At 55.9% G+C, this 25159-nt stretch carries 21 protein-coding genes; 9 read left to right on the top strand and 12 right to left on the bottom strand.

Features of this window, described 5'->3' with window-relative positions:
* The first annotated feature begins 2 nt into the window (after positions 1 to 2).
* Positions 3 to 2216: an iron ABC transporter permease gene (locus tag Q1A34_RS11850; RefSeq protein WP_300034006.1), complete on the top strand. Its 2214-nt coding sequence runs from the start codon at positions 3 to 5 to the stop codon at positions 2214 to 2216.
* A 9-nt stretch (positions 2217 to 2225) separates the two neighbouring features.
* The gene (locus tag Q1A34_RS11845) at positions 2226 to 3299 is read left to right on the top strand and encodes an ABC transporter ATP-binding protein (protein WP_300034005.1); all 1074 of its coding nucleotides are present in this window, start codon (positions 2226 to 2228) and stop codon (positions 3297 to 3299) included.
* Here the strand turns inward: Q1A34_RS11845 and Q1A34_RS11840 are convergent.
* Positions 3287 to 4069 carry an inositol monophosphatase gene (locus tag Q1A34_RS11840; RefSeq protein WP_300034003.1) on the bottom strand — a complete coding sequence of 261 codons (783 nt, stop codon included), beginning with the start codon at positions 4067 to 4069 and terminating at the stop codon, positions 3287 to 3289. The two genes, Q1A34_RS11845 and Q1A34_RS11840, sit on opposite strands and share 13 nt — an antisense overlap.
* A gap of 357 nt (positions 4070 to 4426) precedes the next feature.
* Between Q1A34_RS11840 and Q1A34_RS11835 the strand changes: the two genes are divergently transcribed.
* Positions 4427 to 6532: a methyl-accepting chemotaxis protein gene (locus Q1A34_RS11835; protein ID WP_300034001.1), complete on the top strand. Its 2106-nt coding sequence runs from the start codon at positions 4427 to 4429 to the stop codon at positions 6530 to 6532.
* Positions 6533 to 7157: 625 nt separating this feature from the next.
* Here Q1A34_RS11835 and Q1A34_RS11830 read toward each other — a convergent pair.
* From Q1A34_RS11830 to Q1A34_RS11780, 11 genes are all read right to left on the bottom strand, one after another.
* Positions 7158 to 8093: an acetamidase/formamidase family protein gene (locus Q1A34_RS11830; RefSeq protein WP_300033999.1), complete on the bottom strand. Its 936-nt coding sequence runs from the start codon at positions 8091 to 8093 to the stop codon at positions 7158 to 7160.
* Positions 8090 to 9256: a M20 aminoacylase family protein gene (locus Q1A34_RS11825; protein WP_300033997.1), complete on the bottom strand. Its 1167-nt coding sequence runs from the start codon at positions 9254 to 9256 to the stop codon at positions 8090 to 8092. Before Q1A34_RS11825 ends, Q1A34_RS11830 begins: the two co-directional genes overlap by 4 nt.
* Positions 9257 to 9277: 21 nt before the next feature.
* A complete protein-coding gene (locus Q1A34_RS11820; protein WP_300033995.1) occupies positions 9278 to 10015 on the bottom strand; it encodes a FadR/GntR family transcriptional regulator in 738 nt (245 codons plus the stop codon).
* 43 nt (positions 10016 to 10058) lie between these two features.
* Positions 10059 to 10805 (bottom strand): DUF1028 domain-containing protein, encoded by a 747-nt coding sequence (locus tag Q1A34_RS11815; protein ID WP_300033993.1) that lies wholly within the window; start codon positions 10803 to 10805, stop codon positions 10059 to 10061.
* A complete protein-coding gene (locus Q1A34_RS11810) occupies positions 10802 to 12583 on the bottom strand; it encodes a gamma-glutamyltransferase family protein (protein WP_300033991.1) in 1782 nt (593 codons plus the stop codon). The genes Q1A34_RS11815 and Q1A34_RS11810 overlap by 4 nt, the downstream gene beginning before the upstream one ends.
* 12 nt (positions 12584 to 12595) lie before the next feature.
* Positions 12596 to 13483 carry an ABC transporter permease gene (locus Q1A34_RS11805; protein WP_300033989.1) on the bottom strand — a complete coding sequence of 296 codons (888 nt, stop codon included), beginning with the start codon at positions 13481 to 13483 and terminating at the stop codon, positions 12596 to 12598.
* Between the two features lies 1 nt (position 13484).
* Complete coding sequence (locus tag Q1A34_RS11800; RefSeq protein ID WP_300033987.1) at positions 13485 to 14429, bottom strand: ABC transporter permease; 945 nt, start codon at positions 14427 to 14429, stop codon at positions 13485 to 13487.
* Positions 14430 to 14487: 58 nt separating this feature from the next.
* Positions 14488 to 16008 (bottom strand): ABC transporter substrate-binding protein, encoded by a 1521-nt coding sequence (locus Q1A34_RS11795; RefSeq protein WP_300033985.1) that lies wholly within the window; start codon positions 16006 to 16008, stop codon positions 14488 to 14490.
* Between the two features lie 2 nt (positions 16009 to 16010).
* Positions 16011 to 17132, bottom strand: coding sequence for a dipeptide ABC transporter ATP-binding protein (locus Q1A34_RS11790; RefSeq protein WP_300033983.1), 1122 nt, complete (start codon positions 17130 to 17132; stop codon positions 16011 to 16013).
* A complete protein-coding gene (locus tag Q1A34_RS11785) occupies positions 17129 to 18202 on the bottom strand; it encodes an ABC transporter ATP-binding protein (RefSeq protein ID WP_300033981.1) in 1074 nt (357 codons plus the stop codon). Before Q1A34_RS11785 ends, Q1A34_RS11790 begins: the two co-directional genes overlap by 4 nt.
* A 596-nt stretch (positions 18203 to 18798) precedes the next feature.
* On the bottom strand, positions 18799 to 19803 hold the full coding sequence (locus tag Q1A34_RS11780; protein WP_300033979.1) for a GlxA family transcriptional regulator: 1005 nt from the start codon (positions 19801 to 19803) through the stop codon (positions 18799 to 18801).
* Positions 19804 to 19865: 62 nt separating this feature from the next.
* Here Q1A34_RS11780 and Q1A34_RS11775 point away from each other — a divergent pair, with 62 nt between their 5' ends.
* The 6 genes from Q1A34_RS11775 to ugpC all read left to right on the top strand — a co-directional run bounded on the left by Q1A34_RS11775 (position 19866) and on the right by ugpC (position 25155).
* Positions 19866 to 20120 carry a DUF1272 domain-containing protein gene (locus tag Q1A34_RS11775; RefSeq protein ID WP_300033977.1) on the top strand — a complete coding sequence of 85 codons (255 nt, stop codon included), beginning with the start codon at positions 19866 to 19868 and terminating at the stop codon, positions 20118 to 20120.
* Positions 20121 to 20135: 15 nt separating this feature from the next.
* Positions 20136 to 20615 (top strand): protein tyrosine phosphatase family protein, encoded by a 480-nt coding sequence (locus Q1A34_RS11770; RefSeq protein WP_300033975.1) that lies wholly within the window; start codon positions 20136 to 20138, stop codon positions 20613 to 20615.
* 269 nt (positions 20616 to 20884) lie between these two features.
* Complete coding sequence (locus Q1A34_RS11765; protein ID WP_300033973.1) at positions 20885 to 22207, top strand: sugar ABC transporter substrate-binding protein; 1323 nt, start codon at positions 20885 to 20887, stop codon at positions 22205 to 22207.
* An 88-nt stretch (positions 22208 to 22295) separates the two neighbouring features.
* Positions 22296 to 23168 carry a carbohydrate ABC transporter permease gene (locus Q1A34_RS11760; protein WP_300033971.1) on the top strand — a complete coding sequence of 291 codons (873 nt, stop codon included), beginning with the start codon at positions 22296 to 22298 and terminating at the stop codon, positions 23166 to 23168.
* A gap of 3 nt (positions 23169 to 23171) precedes the next feature.
* The gene (locus Q1A34_RS11755) at positions 23172 to 24050 is read left to right on the top strand and encodes a carbohydrate ABC transporter permease (protein WP_300033969.1); all 879 of its coding nucleotides are present in this window, start codon (positions 23172 to 23174) and stop codon (positions 24048 to 24050) included.
* Between the two features lie 46 nt (positions 24051 to 24096).
* Complete coding sequence (ugpC, locus tag Q1A34_RS11750) at positions 24097 to 25155, top strand: sn-glycerol-3-phosphate ABC transporter ATP-binding protein UgpC (RefSeq protein ID WP_300033967.1); 1059 nt, start codon at positions 24097 to 24099, stop codon at positions 25153 to 25155.
* The last annotated feature ends 4 nt before the right edge of the window (positions 25156 to 25159 follow it).

Genomic DNA, 25159 nt, shown 5'->3' with positions numbered 1-25159 from the left:
CAGTGCGCACACTGACAACCGAGCAAACCACCCATCCCGTTCTGATCTTCTGGATCATTGCGGGCTGGGTTGGATTTTTCCTCCTCCCCTGGTACGGGGTGGAGGAGTTTTTTTCGTTTGAATGGCTGATCGACGGATATCCATTTGACGAGGACTACGCCCCGGCGGCCTTTCTGATCGGTCAGGGCCAAAAGCTGTGGCTGGCGCCAATTTTTGCGGGCCTTGTGTTACCGCTCTTTGCGCTCGGGCGGCGTAAATCCGACCCTGTTTATGCCAGGATGCTTATCTTGGCGGGTGCCGTTGGCTTTGGCTGGCTGATCCTTCAGGGCTTTGCAATCGGCATCCGCGGCTGGAACTTTGATTGGGCCCGCGCTCTTTTTGGCGATCTTGGCGACAGGCAATACGGTATGGGCTATGGCGCGCTGATCTGCGCGTCTGCTTTCCTGTTTTTGTTCACGCAGGGTATCGCCGCGCGGGGGGCGATCAACGGCGATGTTTTCGTTGTCAGTGCCATCGGCGGTGTGATCGTGATCGTCACAGCCTTTGTGTTCTTCCCCATTGCCAAGATGCTGACAGCCGCATTCATCACCGAAGATGGTGGATACTCTGCCGGTGTGTTCGCCTCAAAGTTTTTTGATGACAGGCTGTGGGGGCTGGGCTGTCTCTCTGGCGGGCGCTGCGGCGTCGCATGGAATTCGCTTTTTCTCGCCGTACTGGTCGGCCTGATCACAACGGTGCTGGGTCTGATCTTTGCGCTTGTCGTCACCCGCTCCGGCTTTCGGTACAAGCGGGCTCTGCGGGCGCTGACTGTGCTGCCGATCATCACGCCACCCTTTGTGATTGGTCTGGCGCTGATCCTGCTCTTTGGGCTGTCCGGGTCGGTCACTGTTTTCATTTCTGATGTTTTCGGCGTTCAGCCGACCCGCTGGCTTTATGGTCTCCCCGGTGTCCTGATCGCGCAGACGCTTGCGTTTACGCCCATCGCATTTCTTGTCCTGATCGGTGTTGTTGAGGGTGTCTCACCATCGATGGAAGAGGCGGCACAGACCCTGCGGGCATCAAAGTGGCAGGTCTTCAAAACCGTTTCGCTGCCCCTGATGCGCCCCGGGCTCGCAAATGCCTTTTTGCTGGGCTTCATTGAAAGCATGGCGGACTTTGGCAACCCTCTGGTCCTTGGCGGTAACTTTGACGTGCTGTCGACAGAGATCTTTTTTGCCATCGTCGGTGCACAGTATGACCAGGGTAAGGCCGCCGTGCTGGCCATGGTGCTGCTCTGCTTTACGCTCGGCGCATTCTATGCCCAGCGCTTCTGGCTTGGAAAGAAAAGCTACACCACCGTCTCGGGTAAAGGCGACAGCGGTGTGCATCCGCATATGCCACGTGCCTTGTCCCTGCCCGTTCTGGCGCTTGCGCTGATCTGGGCGGGTTTCACGATGGTTGTCTATGCGATGATCTTTTATGGCTCGGTTGTCGAGCTTTGGGGTGTGAACAACACGCTGACATTCAAACACTATGTCACCGCGTTTTCCTTCCGGTTCGAGGACAGTGGTATCCGCTGGTCCGGTGCCGCCTGGGACAGCTTCTGGACGACGTTGAAAATTGCGGCTATCGCCGCACCTCTCACAGCTATCGTGGGCCTGATAACCGCCTATCTGCTCACGCGGCAGACTTTCGCCGGAAAAAATGCGTTTGAGTTCGGGACCATGCTTTCCTTTGCCATTCCAGGCACGGTCATCGGTGTCAGCTATGTCCTCGCATTCAATGTACCACCGGTTGAGATTACCGGGACGGGTATCATCCTTGTTGTCAGCTTCATCTTTCGCAACATGCCCGTCGGTGTGCGCGCCGGTATTGCAAGCATGTCCCAGCTGGACAAATCGCTTGACGAGTCCTCGCTCACACTGGGGGCGAACTCATGGCAGACCTTTCGCAGGATCATTCTGCCCCTGTTGCGTCCGGCGATCCTTGCCGCTCTGGTCTACAGTTTCGTGAGGGCTATGACGGCGATCTCGGCGGTGATTTTCCTCGTGAGTGCCGAATATGACATGGCGACCAGCTACATCATCGGGCGGGTCGAGAATAACGACTATGGTCTCGCCATTGCCTATTCGACAACTCTGATCTTTGTGATGCTCAGCGTTGTCGCGCTGATGCAGTTTGTCGTTGGTCGTACCGAAATCGGTCGCCGCATGACCCAGTCACGCTCCAGTGTTTAAGGACGCCTCATGAGTATCAATTCCAAAGCCGCCCCCGTCAGTTTCCGCAACGTGACAAAAGTCTACGGCAAGGACGTCGTGGCTGTGGATGATATCAACCTGGAGATTGAAGCGGGCAAGCTTGTCACCCTGCTGGGCCCGTCGGGCTGCGGTAAAACCACAACGCTGCGGATGATTGCCGGGCTCGAAATGGCGACACATGGGTCTATCCATATCGGTGATCGTGACGTGACGCTTTTGCCCGCCACCGACCGCGACGTCTCGATGGTTTTTCAAAGCTATGCGCTCTTTCCCCACATGTCGGTGATGGAGAACGTCTCCTATGGTCTTGGCTTTTCCGGCTACGACAAAGAAGAGACGCGCGCACGGGCACAGCAGGGTCTTGATCTGGTGGGGCTGAAAGGCTACGGCGACAGGCTGCCTTCAGAGCTGTCTGGTGGTCAACAACAGCGAGTGGCCGTTGCACGGGCACTCGTGCTGGAACCTCAGGTGCTTCTCTTTGATGAACCCCTGTCTAACCTTGATGCAAAGCTGCGGCGGCAGGTGCGCGAAGAAATCCGTGATATCCAGCAGAACCTCGGCCTGACAGTCGTCTATGTAACGCACGATCAGGAAGAGGCTCTCGCTGTTTCGGATGAGATCGTCGTGATGCGCAATGCCGGCATTGCCCAGATTGGCAGCCCCCGGGAGCTTTACGATGCCCCGGCGGACCGGTTTGTTGCGGATTTCATCGGCGAGGCAAACATTATCCCCTGCGAAATCCTTGAAGTGTCAGAAGGCACGGCCAGCATTCGGATCGGGGATTTTGCCCATTCTCTGCCCGCACGCGGTCTGGGGCCGGGCCCCGCAGCGCTTGCCGTCCGTCCCACGCGGCTGAAGCTTGGTGCCAGGACCGGCATGCCAATGACGCTGGCCAAGGCAACTTATGTCGGCAGCCGTATGGAATACACACTGGATGCAGGCTTCGGCGAGGTTTTTGCCGTCAGCGAAGACGTCGACACGCCTTTGGAAGCCGGAGCGCAGATCACCGTGGGGCTGGACAGTATCGGCCCCGTGCTGCTGCCCGCGGATCAGGCGCCATAAGCTTCATTCGCTATTTCGATCAGATCATCAAACACACCTGCACTCCCGGCAACGACGCGACCGCCATTTGCAATCATGTCATCCGCACTTTGCTCTTCGACGCGTCCGCCAGCCTCCGAGATCAAAAGCTGACCGGCAAGGCAGTCCCAGGCATTCATGTGTTCTTCAAGGTATCCGATCAGCCGACCTCCTGCCACATAGGCCAGAGACAGGGCACCAGACGCATTGCGGTGGAAAACACCTCCCCGGCTCGTTACCCCCTGCAAAACGCGTACCGTGGTTTCTGCACTGATCCGGTTGCAGTACCCGGTGCTGACGGAGCCGCGGGTAATGGCCGTATCCGAATTGCACACTAATCGTTCGCCATTCAGCGTTGCACCGGCACCACGTGTCGCAACAAACATCTCATCATGGATCGGATCATAGGTCACACCGATCTGCGCTTTGTCGTCGCAAACAACGGCGATAACCACGCACCACACCGGAATTGCTGTAACGAAGTTTGTCGTTCCATCAATCGGGTCAATGATCCACGTATAGCCTGAAGAGGAAGTTTTCGGGGCATGTTCTTCGCCCACAATGCCGTCTTCCGGAAATGCGGCCTCAATTCCGGCACGGACGTGCAGTTCAACAGCTTTATCAGCCTCTGAAACGAAATCCTGCGGCCCCTTATCCTCGATCACGAGCGTGTTCAGCTTTTGGAAATAGTCCAGCGCGAGCGCTCCTGCGCTTCGTGCGATTTGCTCGGCCACATCTGATCTGTTTAACATTGAGTCTTTTCTCCTGCCTGCGATCTTTGTGTAAACACTCGCAGCGGCCACTCACAGAGTCGAGCAGCTTTGCGGACGGACAGTGCTGAACCTGTCAGGAGCACGCACAGGCCGGCCTGCGTATTAGCAGTAAAACGCAACAGATTCTGCGACAAAGCCATAGACTGAAAGTGACAGGGTGACACACCCGCCCTGATGTCCCTGCCGGAACCCGAATGCCTGCGCACAGGTTAACCCGCACCAACACCCCGCTGGTATGCAAGGCCTTTGCAAACCAATTCTTAACACTTCGCAGTCAGAAGCTGACCGTCTGGCTTGCTAAGGCCAACCCTCAGGTGTGTTAAAAAGGAGCGTTCCGTGAGCTTGCAATGGTTTGAAGACAGTTCGATCAAAAAGAAAATCCTGTCCGTCCTTGCAGTGCCCATAGCATTCATCGCGATCGTAGGCACGATTGCGATCGTTTCGCTCCAGTTCGTTTCACACAATGCGCACTGGGTCGATCACACGCATCGGGCCCTGGCAAAGGGAAACGCCATTGTCGCCGCAGCGGTGGACATGGAAACCGGAATGCGCGGCTTTCTCGTTGCCGGGCAGGACAACTTTCTTGAACCATATGTATCCGGTGAGAAGCGGATTTTCGCGGGCCTGGCAGATCTGCAGGCAACCGTATCAGACAACCCCGGCCAGGTAGAGCGGCTGGGCCGCGCTGAGCAGACGATACGTGAATGGAAAACCGAGGTTGCCGACGTGCAGATCGCAATGCGCCGCACGGTGGGCACCGACAATTCAATGGAAGACCTGGTCGCGTTTGTCGCCGAGGCGCGCGGCAAAGCCTATTTTGATGCCTTCCGCGGGCTTATGGCCGATTTCGGCGCAGAAGAAGAAGTACTGCTTGGCGTCAGATCCGCCAATCTCCAGTCCGCAAAGACTATGGCAAACATCTCAATCGGCCTCTTTTTGGTGATCGCCATCGGCTCGGGGATCTGGATTGCAACCAGGGCCGGAGCAAGCATCGCGGAGCCCATCCAGAACATCATAGCAGCAATGCAGAAAATCATTGACGGCGAGCAGGACGTCGAAATTGCCGGGCAGAACAGAAAAGACGAAGTCGGCGATATGGCCCGGGCCACACAGGTCTTTCAGGAGAACGCTGCAAAAGTCGTGAAGCTGGCTGAGGCGGACGCAGAAAATGCACGCAAGCTCGAAGATGCCGCGAAAAAGACAGCTGAACAGGCCGCAGCTTCTGCTGAAAAAGAAAAAGAAGACCTGGCACTGGCAGAAGAGCGCCGGAAAACAGCGGTCCGGTTGCAGCATTCGATCCAGGCGGTCGTAAGCAAGGCAGTTGACGGAGATTTCTCCGGGCGCGTCGATCTCGATTTCGAAGACAAAGAACTCGTAACGCTTGCAGCGAGTGTAAACACGCTTGTCGAAAGCGTAGCACAGGGTGTGAAAGCCGCGCGCAGGACGCTGGAACTGGTCGCTCAAGGCGATTTGACAAAGACAATGGATGGGGACTTTAAAGGTGAGTTCGGCGACCTGCAGAACAATACCAACGACATGATACTCGCCCTGAAATCACTTGTCGGAGAGATAGGTGAAAGCGCTTCCAACCTGGCCTCGTCTTCCGGCGAACTGCGTGACACTTCGGATTCACTTTCGAAACAGGCTGAACAAAACGCGGCTTCACTGGAAGAAACTTCCGCTGCCTTGGAACAGCTGACGGCGAGTATCAAACAGGTCAGTGAAAATGTAACAGATGCGAACAAAAATGCTGGCAGCGCCAGCGAAACAGCGAAATCCAGCAGTGTCGTGGCGGCTGATGCCGCAGAAGCAATGTCACGCATCGCAGACGCATCCAAGGAAATTGCCAAGGTTGTTACAGTAATCAATGACATTGCGTTCCAGATTAATCTGCTTGCGCTGAACGCCGGTGTCGAAGCCGCCCGCGCAGGAGAAGCTGGACGTGGCTTTTCCGTGGTTGCATCTGAAGTGCGCCAGTTGGCCCAGCGCGCCGGCGAAGCGGCGAAGGAGATTGATGACGTTATTGCCCGAAGTGACAATGCTGTTTCGGAAGGCGTTGCAAAAGTAACGAACGCTCAGGAATCGCTCGAAAAAATCTCGGACAGTGTGGTTGGCGTTTCGCAGGGGATCGAACAGATATCCACAGCAATTTCAGAACAGGTACACGGTATCACTGAAATCAACAGCGCTGTCGCTCAGATCGATACAAATACGCAAAAGCAGGCGGCGTCATTTGAGGAAGTGACAGCAGCCGGAGCATTGCTTTCGAATGAAGCGGACAGTCTCAAACTGTCTACGTCACGCTTCAAGACTGAAGCAAATCAAACCGCAAAACCCACGGCAAAGCCGGCGCCCACCGCACGTTCTGTTGCAAAAACGGCAACTGTTCCGGTTGTCGAAGGCAATCTCGCTCTTGACGACGGCGGCTGGGACGAATTCTGAAACCGGTTAGGGACGTGCAAAAGTCATCGAACAATCAGGGCTGGCGGTTGGCACATGTCTTCCGGCCAGAGGAAAGCACTCCTGAAACGGGCCCATAGAAATCTCCGGATCAGCGGGTAGAGCGCGCAGCGAAACAGTCCGCTTCTCGCCGCAACGATAGAATACCTGCTGCAAACTGCCCGCAATAATGCGTCCTGGGCTTACACAATTCAGACACCGGGCGACAGGCGCTGTTTCACAAGCCAACTCGGACGCAGGTACAACGTCCCCCGATCACTCGCCGCATTTCAGGTGGAATAAGGGTCAGATTGTCCGGACTGAGTACAGCGGGAATTGCTGTCACCTGCCGAACGTTCTTTTGGCTTTGATGTGGCCTGGAAGCGCATTTTACCAAAGTCACTCGCTCATCAAGTTTGTAGTACACGTCCAGTGCAGCAATCAGCTCCGCGCCCGGGAGCACGCTTCAGATTCCGACCATTTCCGGCCATTCAAAGAAGCAGTGCCGTAATGGAGCATTACAACCGCCTCCCAGAATTATGGAAAGAACGAACCTGGAGCAATGAATAGCAAACAAACGCGTTACGGTGGCTCGTCCATTTATCTGTTCGCTCTCGCGCAGAAACCTTCACGTATCTGTTTTCAGATGCGTTTTGCTCATCATCATATGCACACCTTTTTCACGGTTCACGGTCTGGGTAATCCGCAGATCACCAGCCAGTGAGCAAAGCATATAGGCTTGTTCCCGGCTGATTTGCAGGCCCTTGGAAACCAATGTAATCATACGGCGCAGTGCAATTTCCACACAAATATCCAGATCCGCATGCATGCCCATTGTAATGAAGTGCGTTGGGGTTTCCGCTTCGGGGTATGACAAATCCAGATCACGGCGCACCGTCAGACGGAACGTGCCTGTCAAAGCGGTTTCGATTGCCGTGACACAGACTTCGCCGTCCCCCTGCGCGCCGTGGCCATCTCCGCAGGAAAACAACGCCCCTTCTTCAAAGACAGGCAGGAAGAGAGTCGTCCCTGCGACAAGCTCCCTGTTATCCAAATTGCCACCATGTGCACGTGGCTCAATGGTCGAAATCCGGCCCCAGCTTCTCGGCGGAGCAACTGCCATCACGCCGAAAAACGGCGACAAGGTCAGCGTTGAGCCCCATGGCATCTGCCCTGTGCCCGCGCTCGCGTCCAGCGGAATGTGCGTCAGACAGGGCGAAGTGAAATCGAGTGGCAAGGTACCGGCGAGCGGGCGGATGACATTGTAACCCCAGTCCTGCCGCAGCCGGACATCGAGGATGTCTACCTGAAGTACGTCGCCCGGCATCGCCCCTTTGATTGCCACCGGGCCTGTCAGAATATGACCAGTTATTGATGCATCTCCCATGGCATGGATGGCGAGCAGCTCTGGTGGAATATGGAAACCGTCTGCAGGCAACATCGACGGCCCACCTGAGACTGTCTTGATTGTGACTTCTGACCCGCTGTCGATGGTTGCAACCGGATCGCGCGTTGCGTCGAAATAACCCCAATGGCAGTTGTCCGGGCTCGCCTCAACAATCATGTCGGTAGCCTCTGCTCGGCGAGGCTGACCCAATAGGAACAGCCCGTGGGGATCACGTCGTCGTTGAAGTCATACTCAGGATGATGAAGCCCGGGCCCTTTGCCAATGCCCAACTGAATGTAAGCGCCGGGGCACGCCCGGAGCATGTAGGCAAAGTCTTCACCGCCCGTCGTTCGGGGCGCGTCGGTTATACAGTCACCCGCAACCTGACGTGCCGCGCTGATACAATGCTGTGTCTCAGCTTCATGGTTTGCCATGACCGGGTAGGGTTCCTCGTCAAAACCGAACTCTGCCGAAGCGCCATAACTTTGCGCAGTCAGGGATACGAGATTTTCTATTCTTTCAATCGCAGCGGCACGCGCTTGTGGGTCAAAACTGCGGATAGTGCCGCGCAGCCGAGCATTCTCAGGGATGACGTTGAAGGCATCGGTTTCGGTTCTGAACGATGTAACGGACACCACAAGGGGTTGCTGCGGGTCTGTATTGCGGGACACAACCGACTGCAGTGCCATAACAATGGCCGATGCTGCCAGCGTTGTGTCAATTGTATTGTTTGGTCGTGCAGCGTGCCCACCCCGGCCTTTGACGTGAATATGGAAACTGTCTACCGCGGCGTAAAACGCACCCGGTCGGATCGCGAACTGTCCCAGCGGCAGCAGGGGAGAGTTGTGCAAACCGTAGATCTCGGAGATTCCGAAACTTTCAATCAGGCCGTCCCTGATCATCGCTTCCGCGCCGGCACCACCCTCTTCCGCGGGTTGAAAAACCAGGGCAACGCGGCCATCAAAATTTCGGGTTTCAGCCAGATACTGCGCCGCACCCAGCAGCATGGCCGTATGCCCATCGTGGCCACAGGCATGCATCCGACCCGGTATTGCAGAGGCGTGTTCCGCGCCCGTCGCTTCAATAATCGGCAGGGCGTCCATGTCGGCTCGGAACGCAATGGTCCTGTCGCTGTCGTTTTTCTGTCCATGGATCAAAGCAACCACGCCGCTGCGCCCGATGCCCTCCACCACGTCATCACAGCCAAATTGCCTCAGCTTTTTGGCTACAAACGATGCCGTGCGAGGGAGGTCGTATTGCAGTTCCGGATGGGCATGCAGGTCGCGTCGCCATGCAGTGATTTCCGGATGGAGCTCGGCAAATCTGTTGCGGACTGGCATTCGGTTTCCTTTCTGTATCCGTTACTTTGTGATCAGAGTGTCCGGGGTATCATTCGGAATACCCGGTCCGCCGCTCAACGCCTCAAATCGTGTCTGGAGATGGTCGCGCATTGCAAGCCGCGCCGCATCTTCGTGGCCGGCTTCAATTGCATCGATGATCGTTGTGTGTTCGCTGTGGGTGACCTGCAGGGATGCTTCTGTACGGGCTTTGGCCCGCAAACTGACCCAGTCAGGATTGGAACGTATCTTGTCCAGCATTGAATAAGCCGTCAGCAACGGACGGTTGCGCGCGCACTGGGCGATCAGGCGATGCAGTGATCCGTCCCATAGCTCCATCGCCTGCGCATCGGTGGCTTCCCACTGACGTTGTGCCAGCATCCGCAGCCGTTTTACTTCCTCTGCGTGCATCCGCCGGGCACAAAGAGCCGCCAGTTCGGGCTCAATACACAGTCGTGCCTCCATGACTTCCAGGGCGTTTGTCTCACCTGTTATCTTTGCAGCCAGATCCCCGATCGGATCGGAAGGCTGGCCTGCGAAGGTTCCTTTGCCCTGTTTGCGCCAGACCAGTCCTTCGGTTTCGAGCGCATCAAGCGCTTGCCGTACAAAACGCCGACCCACGCCAAAACGATCAGCCAGCGCGCGCTCCGTGGGCAGTTTCCCGCCCGATCCGAGGTCTCCGGATTTGATCAGTTCCAGCAGGCGCATTCTCACCTGCTGTGGCAGGCCGTTTGATGGCATTGCGTTCATCTTGTTTCCCATGACTGCAGACGACCGGTCCATATTCTGTCAGCGATCCGAGTTACTATTCATATTCTACTGCATGCGATCTGCTGGGCCGTCCCGCCGCAATACGCTCGGCTTCAGCGCGTGCGATATCCGCATCAATGCCCTCGCGTGTGGGATAGCCCGAAAACCGCTGAGCATCTGGCATACCTTTTGCAAAATGCACATACCGCTCCTGTGCGACATCCCAAAGCCGCGAAAGTTCTCCCAGCGGATCCGCGTGATCATCTGCCCGCAGATCAAGCCAGGCATGAGACTGTCCGCGGTGGATCACAAGACCTGCGGCCTGCCTGCCCCGCCTGTCGCCGCCTTCAGCCTCGCCTGCTTGCATCGCCCTGATAAGACGCTCCGCAAAAGGCAGGTTGGCCCCGCCAGAGTAGGCCTCCGATGTGGCTTCGATAACCTGCCGGCCGGCGAGCATGTTGCCCGCAACAGAGTGGTCCCCGCTGATCTGATGGCCAGCCCAGTCGACGCAATCCCCGCCGGTATAGGCCGCAAACTGTCCTGATATGTCGAGCATATGAGCCTGCCGGATTGCGCGCCCTCGGTCCCGGGCTGTCAGATCATCAATGACGTTCTGCGCCGTTTCACCCGCTGCCATGCGCGCCAGCCCCTCGGTGCCCCAGACGGGATTGCAGAACGCCTGGCTGGCGACCGCAGCCTTTTCAGAAACAAATGGCACGACAGCGCCGCAGGCAAAGAACTTGCTGGCAACGATCAGACCAATGCTGCCATCGGCGTCCTTTGCGATCAGGGAAAACGTCATCGGCCCACCGCATATGCCTGCATCAGGCGCGGCGTGGCAGCAGCACGCAATGTACCGCAGGGCTCGCGCATGGCCGCAGTCAGGCGCCCAACAGTCCATGGCTCGGCAACTGTCACTTTGTGGCCGCGCGCACGCAACCCGGCGATCACCTGATCTCCTATATCTGGTTCAATCATGATTTCACCCGGTTTGACCTCTCTTGGAAAAAACGAACTCTGGAAATGCATTGTGTGAAACAGGGGCTGATCCATACCCTGCTGCAAACCCATGCCAAAATGAATAAACCTCAGGAACCATATCAGTTGCCACTGGTCCTGCTGGTCAACACCGGGCGTGCCAAACACCAGTTGTGTACCGTCCTTTTCAGCATAGCTTGGCGTCAGTGTCGTTCTGGGCCGGCTGCCGGGAACAAGCGAGGTTGGAAGGCCTTCTTCAAGCCAGTACATCTGCGCCCGGGAGTTAAGTGCAAAACCGAGGCCTGGTATGACCGGGCTGCTTTGCAGCCAGCCGCCCGAAGGCGTGGCTGACACCATGTTTCCCCACCGATCAATGACATCCAGATGCACGGTGTCACCACGTTTTTCCGTAAGGTGCGACATGGTCGGTTCCTGCGCTTCAACCGGACCGACGTTGAAATCGCGCGATGCCCGTTCGATGTACGCGTCCGCCTGGGCCTCGAAACCCCTGATGCGCCCGGGACGCTGCTCGAAAGATGCCTTTTCAGTGATCAGGCGGCGGCGCTCCTTGTTGTAGTCATCGCTCAACAGTACATCGATGGGAATCTCGCTGAAGTCAGGGTCGCCGTAATACGCTTCCCTGTCGGCGTAAGCCAGTTTCATGGCTTCAACGACCGTGTGCACGAACTCCACTCCGCTGGGGTCCATAGCTCCCAGATCAAACCCTTTCAGGATGGCCAGCGCCTGCAGAAACACCGGTCCCTGGGACCAGGCCTGCGTTTTGTGAACCGACCAGCCATGATAGTCATAAATCAGTGGCTCTTCGTAGCTTGCCCGCCAGGCAGCCATGTCTGAAGGCGACAGGACAGCAGAATGTCTGCCCTCGGACACGTCCACGACCCGGGCGTCCGCGAGGTACTCAAAAATTGCGTTCGCAACGAAACCTTCCCGCCATTCAGCGCGCGTGGCGTCGATCTGCTCTTTACGTGTTTCACCTTTCGTCGATGCAAGGCGGTCGTAGGTCTGCGCCAGATCGGGGTTTTGAAACAATGAGTGCGGCGCTGGCGCGACCCCGTCGGGTGCCCAGACCTTGGCTGAGGACGGCCATTCAGTTTCGAAAAAATCTTGCAGGCCTGCGATAGTATTGGCCACCCGCGGCAGGATGGGATGTCCATCCCGGGCGTAGTCGATTGCTGGTTGCATCACCTCACGCGGTGTCATCGTCCCGTAGTCGCGCAGCATCAGCATCCAGCCGTCAAAAGCACCCGGTACAACCGTCGCCAGCAAACCGGAGCCAGGAATCAGCGTCAGCCCCTTTTTCCGGTAATGGTCGATTGTCGCGGCCTCGGGCGCAACGCCCTGTGCGCACAGCACCTCGACCCGACCGGTTTTCGCCGAACGGATGATCGCGGGCATGTCACCTGCAGGTCCGTTCAGATGTGGTTCAACAACCTGAAGCGTCAGCGCTGTAGCAACTGCAGCATCAAAAGCATTTCCTCCCTTTTCCAGAATGCTCATGCCCACGGCAGACGCTATCCAGTGTGTCGAGGTCACCACGCCAAAGGTGCCTCTGATCTCTGGTCGGGTTGTAAATCCTGTCATGGAACTTCCCGATCAGTGTTCGCGCGGGTCAAGCGCATCGCGCAGGCCGTCGCCCAAAAGGTTGAAACCGAGCACAACAAAAAAGATCGACAAGCCAGGCCACATTGCCATCCAGGGCGCCTGGTTCAGGAAGTTTTTGGCTGTGTTCAGCATTGATCCCCAGCTTGGTGCGGGCGGCTGCTGGCCCAGTCCCAGAAAAGAAAGGGAAGCCTCTGCGATGATCGCGGTGGCGATGGTCAGTGTTGCCTGAACCAGAATTGGTGGCAGCACGTTCGGCAGGATATACCGGGACAATATTCTGGGTGTCTGCAGACCAACTGCGCGGGCGCTTTCCACATAGTCCTCTGCCTTGATACTCAGAACCTGTCCCCGGGTGAGACGTATGAAAATCGGTGTTGCTGAGATACCGATGGCGATCATGGCGTTGGTAAGCGAAGGGCCCAGAAACGCAGCCAGCGCGATTGCGAGAATAAGAAACGGAACCGCTAGGAGCGCTTCGGTACAGCGTGAGATAACCGCGTCTGTCCAGCCGCCAAAGTATCCGGCAACGACACCCAGCGGAACACCGAACAGGACGGCGATTCCTACAGATACAACACCAGCCAGCAACGAGGCCTGAGCCCCCCATATCAACCGCGACAGCACATCGCGCCCGATCTCGTCCGTGCCCATCCAATGATCCCAGCTTGGTGCCTTGCGTACCGCACCCCAATCTGTTGCTGCAGGATCCGGGATCGGGAGCAGAGGTGCAGCAATCGCAATCAGAACAAAGAAAGCGACCAGAACACCGCCGACCACAGCGCTTTTGTGACTTCTGAACTTCTTCCAGACACGGCTTTGCTGACGTGTCTCGGTAACGGGATCAACCCCAACCGGGGGATTGGTTGCAGACTGCGTCATGTCATTGCCCCCTCAGCCGCGGATTCAGCACGTAGTACATGGCATCCGCGAAGAGGTTCATGAAAATAAATCCGACAGCGGTGACAAGGACGATACCCTGTACGACGGCGTAGTCGCGGTTGAACACCGCGTCGACAACCAGCTTGCCGAAACCGGGAATGGTAAAAATTTGCTCCGTCAGAACCGCACCGGCTACCAGTTCGCCGAACAGCAAAGCCGTGAGGGTCACGATAGGTGTGAGCGCGTTTCGAAATGCGTGTTTTAGAATGACGACCCTTTCGCGCAGCCCTTTAGCCCGCGCCGTACGCACGTAATCTGCGCTCAGTACGCCAATCATGGACGATCTTGTGTGTCGCATGAGTGTCGCTGCCAGGGCCGTTCCCAGCACGAACGAAGGCATCAGCATCGTTCGTACCGACTGCCACAAATCTTCAGACGGTGGCACGTACCCGGATGCAGGCAACAGCTGCCACTTTACTGACACCAGCAGGATCAGCATGATCCCCAGCCAGAAATTCGGAATGGAAAGGCCAGACAGAGCCACAACATTCGCGACATAGTCCGTAGCAGTTCCCTTTTTTACGGCCGACAGGATACCAGCCGGAATACCAATGACGAGCGCGAAAACCATGGACATAAAAGCGAGTTGAATTGTGACAGGCAACTTCTCAGCCATCAGCTCTGTTACCGGCTGATTGGTGCGCAGCGAAACACCCAGATCACCCTGCAATGCATTCCCAACCCACGCTATATACTGCACGGGAACAGGGTCGTTCAGACGGTATTTTTCGCGCAGCGCTTCCAGAACATCGGGATCGCGTTCCTCTCCCGCAAGGACAAGGATGGGGTCACCGGGCAACAGGTGTTGCAAACCAAAAACCATGATCGAAATGATCACAACAGTTGGAATGGCAATCAGAATGCGTCTGAGCAGAAACGCCAGCATACTACAGCCTCAGTTTGCAGGCCTCCGCCAGCACTTCGCTGGCGAAGGCGGGTTCAGATCATTCTTCCCAGGTGACGTTCTCAAGACGGATCATGCCATCCGGATAGGGTGTGAACCCTTTCATGCTGGCGTTGTGAGCCCAGATCCAATTGACATGGTAAAGGAAAACCCGGTTCAGATCGTCCAGCATGATTGTCATTGCTTCGTCATAGAGCGCCTTGCGCTCCTCCGTTGATCCGGCAACGCGGGCAGCGTCCATCAACTCATCCATTTTGGGATTTGAGTATTTGGAGTCGTTGATCCCGCCGTTTGTCGTGACGAACTGATGGTTGTTTCCATCAGGGTCGACGCGCCCAGACCAACCGATCTGGCTTGCGGTGTAGTCGCCTGCAGACTGATCTGCCAGAAGGGTCGCAAACTCTTTTGACGTCAGTTTGATATCAATACCGGCCTCTGCGGCCATTGCCTGAACGACCTGCATCACGGCAAGCGGTTCCGTGGAGTTTGGCACCTGAACTTCCAGTTCCAGCCCATCAGCAAAGCCCGCTTCAGCAAGCAGTGCTTTCGCCTTTTCGATATCACGGCCCTCAAGCGGCAAAGACTGGTTGTACCACGGGGACGTAGACGGGAACGACTGGTTTCCCGGGGCAAAAGCACCATCGAAGACCACCTGGTTTAGCGCCTCGCGGTCGATTGCATAGCTGAGAGCCTGGCGCAGTCGTTTGTCATTGCCCCAGGGGTTGTCGCCGCGTGCACCATTGTTGATGTTAAAGGTAATCCCCTGGTATCCCAGCGAAACAGCACTTTCGACAACAATACCGGAGTCGCCCCGTGCCTGGGTCAGATCTGTGGCTGCGAGGCGTTCCAGCATGTCGATATCACCAGACTGCAGGTTCGCAAGTCGTACTGTAGTGTCAGGGATCGGAAGGAATGTAACGCTGTCAAAGTTGATCGCTTCCGCATTCCAATAGTCGTCAAACCGGGTCAGAACGATTTTGTCCTGTGCCACACGCTCAGAAAAACTGAAGGCGCCTGAGCAAACGGGATTGAGACCGAAATCTGCACCTGCTGCCGCAGCCGCCGTGGGAGAGATCATCATACCTGCACGGTCCGCAAGCTGCGCCATAAGCGTCGCATCGGGCCCTGCCAGACTCAGTACTATTTCGTATTCGCCCGTGACTTCTGTCGAGGTGATGGAGGCAAGTTCAGATTTGCGCCTCGATTCATCCAGTGTTTGCGAGCGTTCAATGTTTGCGGCAACCGCCTCTGCATTAAAGGGTGTGCCATCATGGAACACGACACCTTCACGCAACTGCATTGTGACCGCGGTGCCGTCGTCAGAAGTTGTCCAGGATGTCGCCAGTTGCGGAATGATCTCCAGGTTCGGCGTGATATCAACAAGCTTATCGCACAGGGACGCATAGACGATCCGGCCTACAAACGTCCGCGACTGGTCGGGGTCCAGTACATCGGCGTCAGATTGCAATGCAATCCGCAGATCCTTGGCGAAAATCGGGCTTGCTGTCAGCGCAGTCGCGCCGACCAGTGCCGTGATCATGGCCTTTTTCAGTTGTGACATTGTCAGGTCCTCTCTGTCTGTTGGTGTTGATTTGGGTTTTTTAAATGCTTTACGGTTCCGCCCTCTGTCGCCGCGCGGTACAGCGCAAAACGGGCTTCAACAGTTTCTGATCTCGGTTTTGGCGCAACAAGCGACGCCGGGCGTTCCAGTGTTTCCGAAAAATGACACGCCACCTGATGAGACCGCCGGGCACCGGGACTCAGATGCGGCGTTTCTGATCTGCACCGATCCTGTGCATAGGGGCATCTGGTGTGGAAGCGGCAACCAGAAGGAGGATCAGACGGGCTGGGCATTTCGCCCTTCACAGTTGCACTATGATCCGTCCTCTTTCCATCCATCGACGGAATTGCTGCGAGCAGAGCCTGGGTATAAGGGTGCTTTGGGTCCGTAAACACATCTTCGGTCGAACCAATCTCAACGATTCGTCCAAGATACATTACAGCCACGCGATCACTCATGTGCCGGATCACTCCCAGATCATGAGCGATTATGACCAGTGTCAGCCCAAGCTCACGGGAAATATCCCCAAGCAGGTTTATAACCTGAGCCTGAACGGACACGTCGAGCGCTGAAACGGGTTCATCACCGATGATCAGCTTCGGACCGGATGCCAGGGCCCTGGCAATGCCAACACGCTGCCGCTGCCCGCCACTGAATTCATGCGGATATCTGTCAGCATGTTCCTGACGCAGACCGACCTGCCGCAGCAGCGTCGCCACTTTTGAGCGGCGCTCCCGAGCGGACAGTTCCGGTGCATGCACTTCCAGCGGCTCACCGACCAGTTTGCCCACTGTCATCCTGGGGTTCAGCGATGAAAACGGATCCTGAAAGATAAACTGCATGTCCCGGCGCAGCTTTCGAAGCTCTTCTCCTTCGACAGAGCTGATCTGGCGCCCTTCGAACAGGACATCGCCGGAGGTCTGGCTCAGGAGGCGCATCAAAAGCCGCGCAAGCGTCGATTTCCCGCAACCGCTTTCGCCGACGATTGCAAATGTTTCGCCTCGCATGACGTCGAACGATAAGCCATCCACAGCCTGGACAACCGGGGCGCGCGTCAGCCAACCATCGCCGCCTCCAAAGTGTTTGACGACATCGATGGCCTGCAGAATGACCTGATCACTCATGCTGTAACCCCGATGTTTTCTTCCAGAGGCGCGAAGTGACAGGCGACGCTGTGTTGCGCGGCAAATTCGGACAGCCCGGGGCGGCGTTCACATTCGGATGTTGCAAAGGCGCATCGCGTTCTGAAACGGCAACCATCCGGCATATTGGAGATGGCTGGCACGGTCCCCGGAACAATAGCCAGCCGGCCACCCGGGCGATCCAACCGTGGCATGGCACTCATCAGGCCAATTGTGTAGGGGTGCTGCGGGTTCTCAAAAACGTCCCGAACCGGACCTTGCTCAACCACCTGCCCACCATACATGACAGCCACACGATCAGCAATTTCCGCAACGACGCCAAGGTCGTGAGTAATCATGATCGTACCCATACCGGTGTCATCCCGCAGGTCGCGGATAAGGTCGAGAATCTGAGCCTGTATTGTCACATCGAGCGCGGTCGTCGGCTCATCCGCGATGAGAACCTGTGGATCGTTGGCCAGAGCCATTGCAATCATTACACGTTGCCGCATACCACCGGACAATTGGTGCGGAAACTCAAACAGGCGTTGCGCAGGGTTTGCGATTCCAACGCGCTTCAACATTTCTTCGGCGCGCGCCATCGCGTCAGAACGGCTGACGTTACCGTGACTGAGAATCGCCTCGCATATCTGATCACCGATCCGGAACACAGGATTGAGAGACGTCATCGGCTCCTGGAAAATCATGGCTACGCGGCTACCGCGCATCTCACGCGGCAGAGCATCACGCGTGAGATCAAAGGATATCCCTCCAACATTCAGGTTTCCAGATGAAATTATGGAATAATCCGGAGACAGAAGCCCCATCAGGGCCATGGCTGTTACGCTCTTTCCGCATCCCGACTCGCCAACGACGCACAGAACCTCCCCCTGCCCAACGGCCAGAGAAACCTGATCGACAACGTCATTTGGCTGACCGCGAAAGCGTAGTGAAAGATCCACCAGCTCCATCGCGTGAGCCTGCGCGCCGTTCTGAGCAGCTGACGTTCTGTTTTGAATTATGTTCGGCACAGAGTCTTCCTGTAGACAATTCCCAACAAAAAGGCGAACCAATTACAGATTGGTACGGAAGCTGAAACTCTCCAGCGAGTCAACAGAAATCCCCCGACCGTCTTTTGTCCAAATAGTTCCGGCACTTTTTTAGGCAAATAACTCTGTTGTTCCTCAGTGATGCTGAAGTGTCACCAGTCGCTTGGGTTCAGTCAGTTTCCCGATACACAGACTGGCTATCATTGATCGGCTGAAATTGGTCCGGATGTTGCTCCCGGCATACACCCAAAAGAGAACGTTACTGATGTCCAGCAAGAAACCCGGCCAGCCGTTTTTAATCTGATCATCAAAGCAGTATAAAACTTTTTGAGTTTACATTCCTGTTGGTGAAACGACTGACTTGCCGCTGAAATGGAGCCGCCGTTGGTAGAAAGCCGGGCCTCGCCATCAGCGCCAGACCTGAAAGCAAACAATCCGTCGGGTGCATTGAACCACCACACCCGGATCACCGTTTCAACGTCCTGATTGCCCCGTACCCAACCTGCTCAATCACATGAACATTCTCGAAAGCTGATGGGCCGCGGTTTCCACCAGATCCGGGATGGAAACGACGGACCGTATGCGCAAAGAAACGGTGCGGACACCCATCTACAATCCCGTCACGAAATCTGAAAGTTCTGCCGGTATTCGGAAGGTGACAAATTCATAGCCCTGACAAACGCGCGGCGCATACGGTCTTCTCCGTTGAAACCACACTCCGTGGCGATCTGCTTGATACTCATAGAGCTCGCCGCCAACAGGTCCTGTGCTTTTTCGATCCGCATAGCCTCGACCGCCTTGGCCGGCGTAATCCCCATAGTTTTTGAATAGATACGCGAGAAATTGCGCGCGCTCATGCCGGCCCTGTCCGCCAGGGTCTCAACGGGCAAGGGCGCATCGAGGTTTTCCTGAATCCATGCATGCAAAGCTTCAAAACGCCCTGCGCCGTCAATTGCCTGTCGCCCCAGAGCCGGACTGAATTGCGATTGCCCGCCAGAACGAACCATTTGAGCGACCATCGATCGGGCGACAGCCATTGCAGAGTGCCGCCCCAAATCCTCGGACACTATCGCCAGCGCCATGTCGATGCCCGCCGTAATACCCGCAGATGTCCAGACATCACCATCCTTGATGTAAATCGGATCAGGTTCAACGCGAACTCTGGGAAATTCTTCTGCGAGCATCCTGCAATCATCCCAATGCGTTACCGCACGTCTGCCATCCAGCAAACCAGTGGCTGCGAGTACCAGCGCACCGGAACAAACGGAACACACGCGCACTGAACGGGCAGCCAGCGTCCTGATAGTGTCAACAAGACGTTCGTTACGCATGCCAGGTATCGCGCCGTCGCCGCCGACGACAATCAACGTGTGGATGTGGTGACCGGCAATTTCAGAGACCGGCTGGCTGGGGATTGAGACGACGGTATTCGTCTCAGTTGATCCGCCATTTACCGACACAACTACACACTTGTACCCGTTTTCTTGCGTTTTCGGATCTGGCGCATGAGAGAACACCTGCAACGGACCAACCAGATCCAACAGCACTATGTCCGGATACACAACAAAAACGACAAGCTTAGGATTCATATGCTGAAGTCTCACTTTGGCCGTTTTTGCAGTCATGTTGTCATTCCTGCCAGACGGTAAGCGGGTAGTCTACAAACCGAATTGCAGGGAATGATGATATGCTGATTTTAAAACCAAATTGCGAGTGCTGTGACAGGGGTCTGCCACCATCCTCGACAGACGCTGTGATCTGCTCATTTGAGTGTACTTTCTGCAAAAGCTGCGCTGAGCAGAGGTTTGCCAACATTTGCCCCAACTGTGGTGGCAACTTCGCAAGCCGTCCCTTGCGGCCGAAAAGCAAGCTTTCGAAGTTTCCAGCGTCAACAGAGCGCTACAGAAAAGCACATGTTGCCTGTTCCGATTTTGACGTTTGAAGCAAGGAGGGCGACATGAAAGACCCCGACGATATTCTGAACTGGCGGCGCATTAATGCGCGCCTGACGACTTCAGGACAACCTGACGCTTTGCAACTCGCAGATATTCAGCGCCTCGGTGTGACACATATCGTCAACACGGGTCCAGGACATGGTGAGGGGGCTCTCGAAACCGAAGCCGAAACTGTTGCCAGGCTTGGAATGGTGTACATCCACATTCCTGTCGATTTTGAAAATCCAACCGATCAGAATTTCGAAGACTTCAGGAGCGTTCTTGAGGCCAATTCCGACAAGCTTATTCACGTGCATTGCATCTACAATGCAAGGGTCAGCGCGTTTTTCTACCGCTACGCCAAAACCAACAACGAGGTGTCAGATGAGCAGGCATTCGAAATCATGGAGTCTATCTGGCGACCCGGCAGTGACTGGGCGGAATTCATCGGCGACCAAAAGGCGGAAAACGTACCCAATCAATACGCCGGCGAGGATTACTGACATCCGGTTGGCACTGCAGGTGGAACCGTTCGTTCATGCGCTTCCCCCCTGATACGGGATATACCAGCGGGCCCTGATATCTGCCGTTATTGCTGATGTGCCCGATCAGGGATTGCGTACACCCTGGCGCAGGCCACGGCGATTTTTTTTCTCTCCCGCATGTGCATTCGCCGGCGGGGTCATCACAAACGAATTCTGAAATTTGTTGAATACGTATTCTTGCAATCCTATGCTCAACCTGAAGTTTGCGAATCACGAGGGAGGAAATGATGCGCAAAAGAAATTTTCTTATGACCGGAATGGCGGCTGCGACTATGCTGCTCGCCCCGCTTTCTGTTTCTGCACAAGACGTTCCATACAACCTTTTGGAGGGCAAACCTTTTGAGGGAGCCAAACTGAACATCCTCAGTGTTGTCACCCCGCAGTTCGACGGGCTGATGCTGCGGGACGATGAATTCACCGAGCTTACAGGCATAGAAACAGAATGGACGTTTATCCCGTTCGGGTCGCTTCAGGAAAAAATCAACGCCGAAGGCATTGCGGCCAACGGCACATTCGACGTTGTGAACTATCTCGACAGCTGGGGCCCACCCAACTCTCACTGGCTGATGAAGATCGATGAGCTGATGGCGCGTGACGGTATTTCAATGGACCGGTACCCGGCTGCGTTTGCGCGCTCGGCACAGTTTGAAGGTGAAACACTTGGGTTTCCTCTGCGCGCACATCCGCAGCTCATGTTTTACCGCAAAGACCTGATCCCTGAGCCCCCCACCAGCTGGGAGGAAGTCATCGAAATCGGCAAAGAGCTGAAAGAGACCAACCCGGACATCGCGCCGCTGGCTCTTTACTATAATAACGACGGCAACCGTCAAAACCTCTTCATCTGGATCAACTTCCTCTGGGCCGCAGGTGGCGACGTCTTTAATGACGACTGGACGCCGGCATGGACGTCAGAAGAGGCATTACAGGCAACCGAAGACTACATCGCCCTGCACACTGTGCACGGCGTGACCAACCCAAACAGCCTCGCCTTTGTCGAGCAGGATGCGCGCCAGTCCTTTATGCAGGGCAATTCAGCCATGATCCCTGTTTGGTGGTGGGCCTACTCCGGCTTTTACAATCCGGATACATCCACTCTGACCAAAGATCAGGTCGCGTTTTCTGGCATGCCGTCCTACAACGGCACAACAAAAACTTACGCAATTTCAATGCCTTTCTCGATTTCGGAATACTCCGACAACAAAGATGCCGCCTGGGAATTTCTCAAGTGGCTGTCGAACCCGGAGATGGACAAGGCAAATGCTGTCGAGCGTGAAGTGGCAGGAAAACCAATCGTTAACAACGTGGTAACACACGTCAGCTCGCTTCAGGACCCCGATGTGAATGCTGCAAACGACGGCATTCAGAAAGCCGCATGGGAGTCACTTAAGGAATCCGACATCATGCCGCAGATCCCGGAATGGCCGGAAGTAGGTGATATCCTGTCTGCTGCAATCGCCGAGGCTGCCGCCGGGGGAGACACCCGCCAGTTGATGATGGATGCCGCAGAACAGGCAACACGCGTTCTGAAACGTGCCGGTCGCATCGAATAACCCTTCCTCCCTGACCGGGCCGCGGTCCGGTTAAACCAAAATCTGCCCCGCAAACTGGTGGGGCAGATCTCAGGATGCCGGAGGTGTCATGCGCGACAACACGCTGAAATATCTGTTGGTTCTGCCGGCTGTTCTTGTGGTTTTTGCAACTGCAGTCTGGCCCCTGATCGAAAGCCTGCGTCTGTCGTTTACTGTTGGACGCCTGAACCGGCCCGGGTCATTGGATCAGTATCTGGGTTGGGAGAACTTTACCTGGGCGTTCAGCCAGGAACCTGCTTTCTGGAACTCTGTCTGGGTAACGACGGTCTATACATTTCTGACCGTCGCGCTGACAACGGTACTGGCCCTTGGCCTGGCAATGCTCCTGGCGCCCGGTGGGAGGTTCCGGTCGGGCGTGCAGACGCTGCTCATCCTGCCGTTCGCGATGAGCCCCGCGCTCATTGGTGTCAGTTTTCGCTTTATGTTTAACCCGGAATTCGGGCTGTTTGACGCCTTCTTTGGCGTTATCATTCCCCCTCTTGCGGATGTCAGCTGGCTTGCCGATCCGGTTCTGGCTTTTGCCGTCTGCGTGATGGCCGACGTATGGGGCTGGATCCCGTTTCTGACACTGGTTCTGATCGGTGGACTGGCAAGCGTTCCGCAGGATACGATCGAAGCCGCCCAGGTCGATGGCGCTTCGGGATGGAGGGTTTTCAGGGATATCACACTGCCCCAGCTTGCGCCCGTCCTGGCGGTAGTAATCATCCTGAAGTCGATCTTCAGCCTCAAGACATTTGATCAGATTTTCATGTTAACAAACGGCGGTCCGGGCACGGCCACGCAAACGCTGAGCCACTACATCTACTTTAACGGCATGAAGTACGGCCAGATCGGCTATGCCGCTTCGGTAGCATGGCTGATGGTGATCCCGATGATTTTCCTGACCTACGCCTATGCCAAATTTGTGTTCAGAAAGAACTGAGACATGACAACTTCTCCCACGTCCGACCAGCAAAACTCCGGCCGGCGCAGCGGCATCACCGGAAAACAGAAAAAGCGGATAAGCTGGGCACTCCAGAGCTTTCTGATCCTGATTGCAATCATCATTATGCTCACACCGATTGTCTGGATCTTCATGGCGGCATTCAAAACGCACGTGGATGTTTACCAGCTGAAACTGTTCTTTACGCCCACCCTGGAAAATTTTGGCCTCGTCTTTGACGCACCCTATTACCTGGGTGACAAGTTGCTGAACTCTACGATCGTCGCCTTTGTCACAGTCGTTTTTGCGATCCCCATTGCAACAATGGCCGCCTATTCCTTCAGCAGGTTCGAGCTTCGTGGTGAAACGGCAATGCTCGTGATTATCCTCGCCACGCAATTCGTTCCGGCGGTCGTGATCATCCTGCCATTTTTTGTGATGTTTCGAGATATCGGGCTGCTTGATACGCGGCTGGGGCTGATCCTGGTGAACCTGGCCATCGTGATGCCGTTCGCCATCTGGATGATCAAAGGGTTCATCGATGGCATCCCGATGGAAACCGAAGAGGCGGCAATGGTTGATGGCTCATCAAGAATACAGGTAATCCGAAACATAGTATTGCCTATGGCCGCACCAGGTTTGCTGACGGCCGGTATTTTCTGCTTCATCATCGCCTGGAACGAATTTTTGTTCGCCCTGATCCTGACAAACAAGGATGCGGTCACCCTGCCCATCGGTCTTGCACTGTTCAAGGCGGAAGAAGGCGATCTGTGGAACCTGCTGAGTGCTGCCGGCATCATCATCATGCTGCCCATGTTCGTACTCGCTCTGATCATCCGAAAATACTTTGTGCAGGGCATGACAATGGGAGCGGTCAGATGAGTAGAAACAGAAAATGCGCGCCGGGCGCAGCGGGAGCTGATGGGTAATGGCTGAAGTCACGCTTAAGAATCTGACCAAACGCTGGGGTGACTTTATCGGCGTCGACAATCAGTCACTGGAGATCCACGACAAGGAATTTCTGGTTTTGCTTGGCCCCTCGGGCTGCGGCAAGACAACGACGATGCGTATGATCGCCGGACTGGAGGATCCGACCGACGGCGAAATCCGGATCGGGGATCGCGTGGTCAACGATGACCTGCCGCGCGACCGCGACGTCGCCATGGTCTTTCAGAACTATGGCCTCTACCCGCATATGACGATCTTCGACAACATCGCCTACCCGCTCCGGGTGCGCGGCACGCCCAAAAACGAGATCGAACCGCGTGTTCGCAAGGCGGCTGAACAGGTCGAGCTGACCGAGTTTCTGCATCGCAAGCCCAAAGCGCTGTCGGGCGGTCAGCGCCAGCGTGTCGCCCTGGCACGTGCCATCGTGCGTACACCCAAAGTGTTTCTGATGGACGAGCCGCTTTCCAACCTGGATGCAAAACTGCGCGTCACAATGCGCGCTGAACTCAAGCACCTCAGCCGCGCCCTCAAGATCACGACAATCTATGTTACCCACGACCAGATCGAAGCCATGACGCTGGCGGACCGTGTCGCCGTCATGAAAAACGGCATTATTCAACAGCTTGGAACACCTGACGAAATCTACAACGATCCTGCAAATCTCTTTGTTGCTGGCTTCATCGGATCCCCCGCCATGAACCTGATCAACGGGTCGGTCCAGGACGGCCACTTTGTGACAACAGGCGGGACAAAGCTGGTTCGCGTTGCGGCACCAGACAGCCCCAGCGTGGTGCTGGGCGTGCGTGCCGACGATATGCGCGTTGCCGAAGAGGGCGAGGGGGATCTCGATGTCCGCATTTATGCATTTGAAAACACGGGAGAGGCCACGCTGTTAACCGTGCAATGGGGTAAACAACGCGTCATTGCGAAAGGCGACCGCCACCTGCGCAAGGATCAGGACGACATCGTCAGCGTTTCTCTGGATTCTGACCATCTGTACCTGTTCGACCCCGAAACCGGTGACCGTATCAAGAGATGAAAAA

It is taken from the genome of uncultured Roseobacter sp. (assembly GCF_947491795.1).
Lineage (GTDB): Bacteria > Pseudomonadota > Alphaproteobacteria > Rhodobacterales > Rhodobacteraceae > Roseobacter.
Note: the sequence above shows the minus strand (reverse complement) of the source record. Positions and strands in the feature narration are given on the sequence as shown.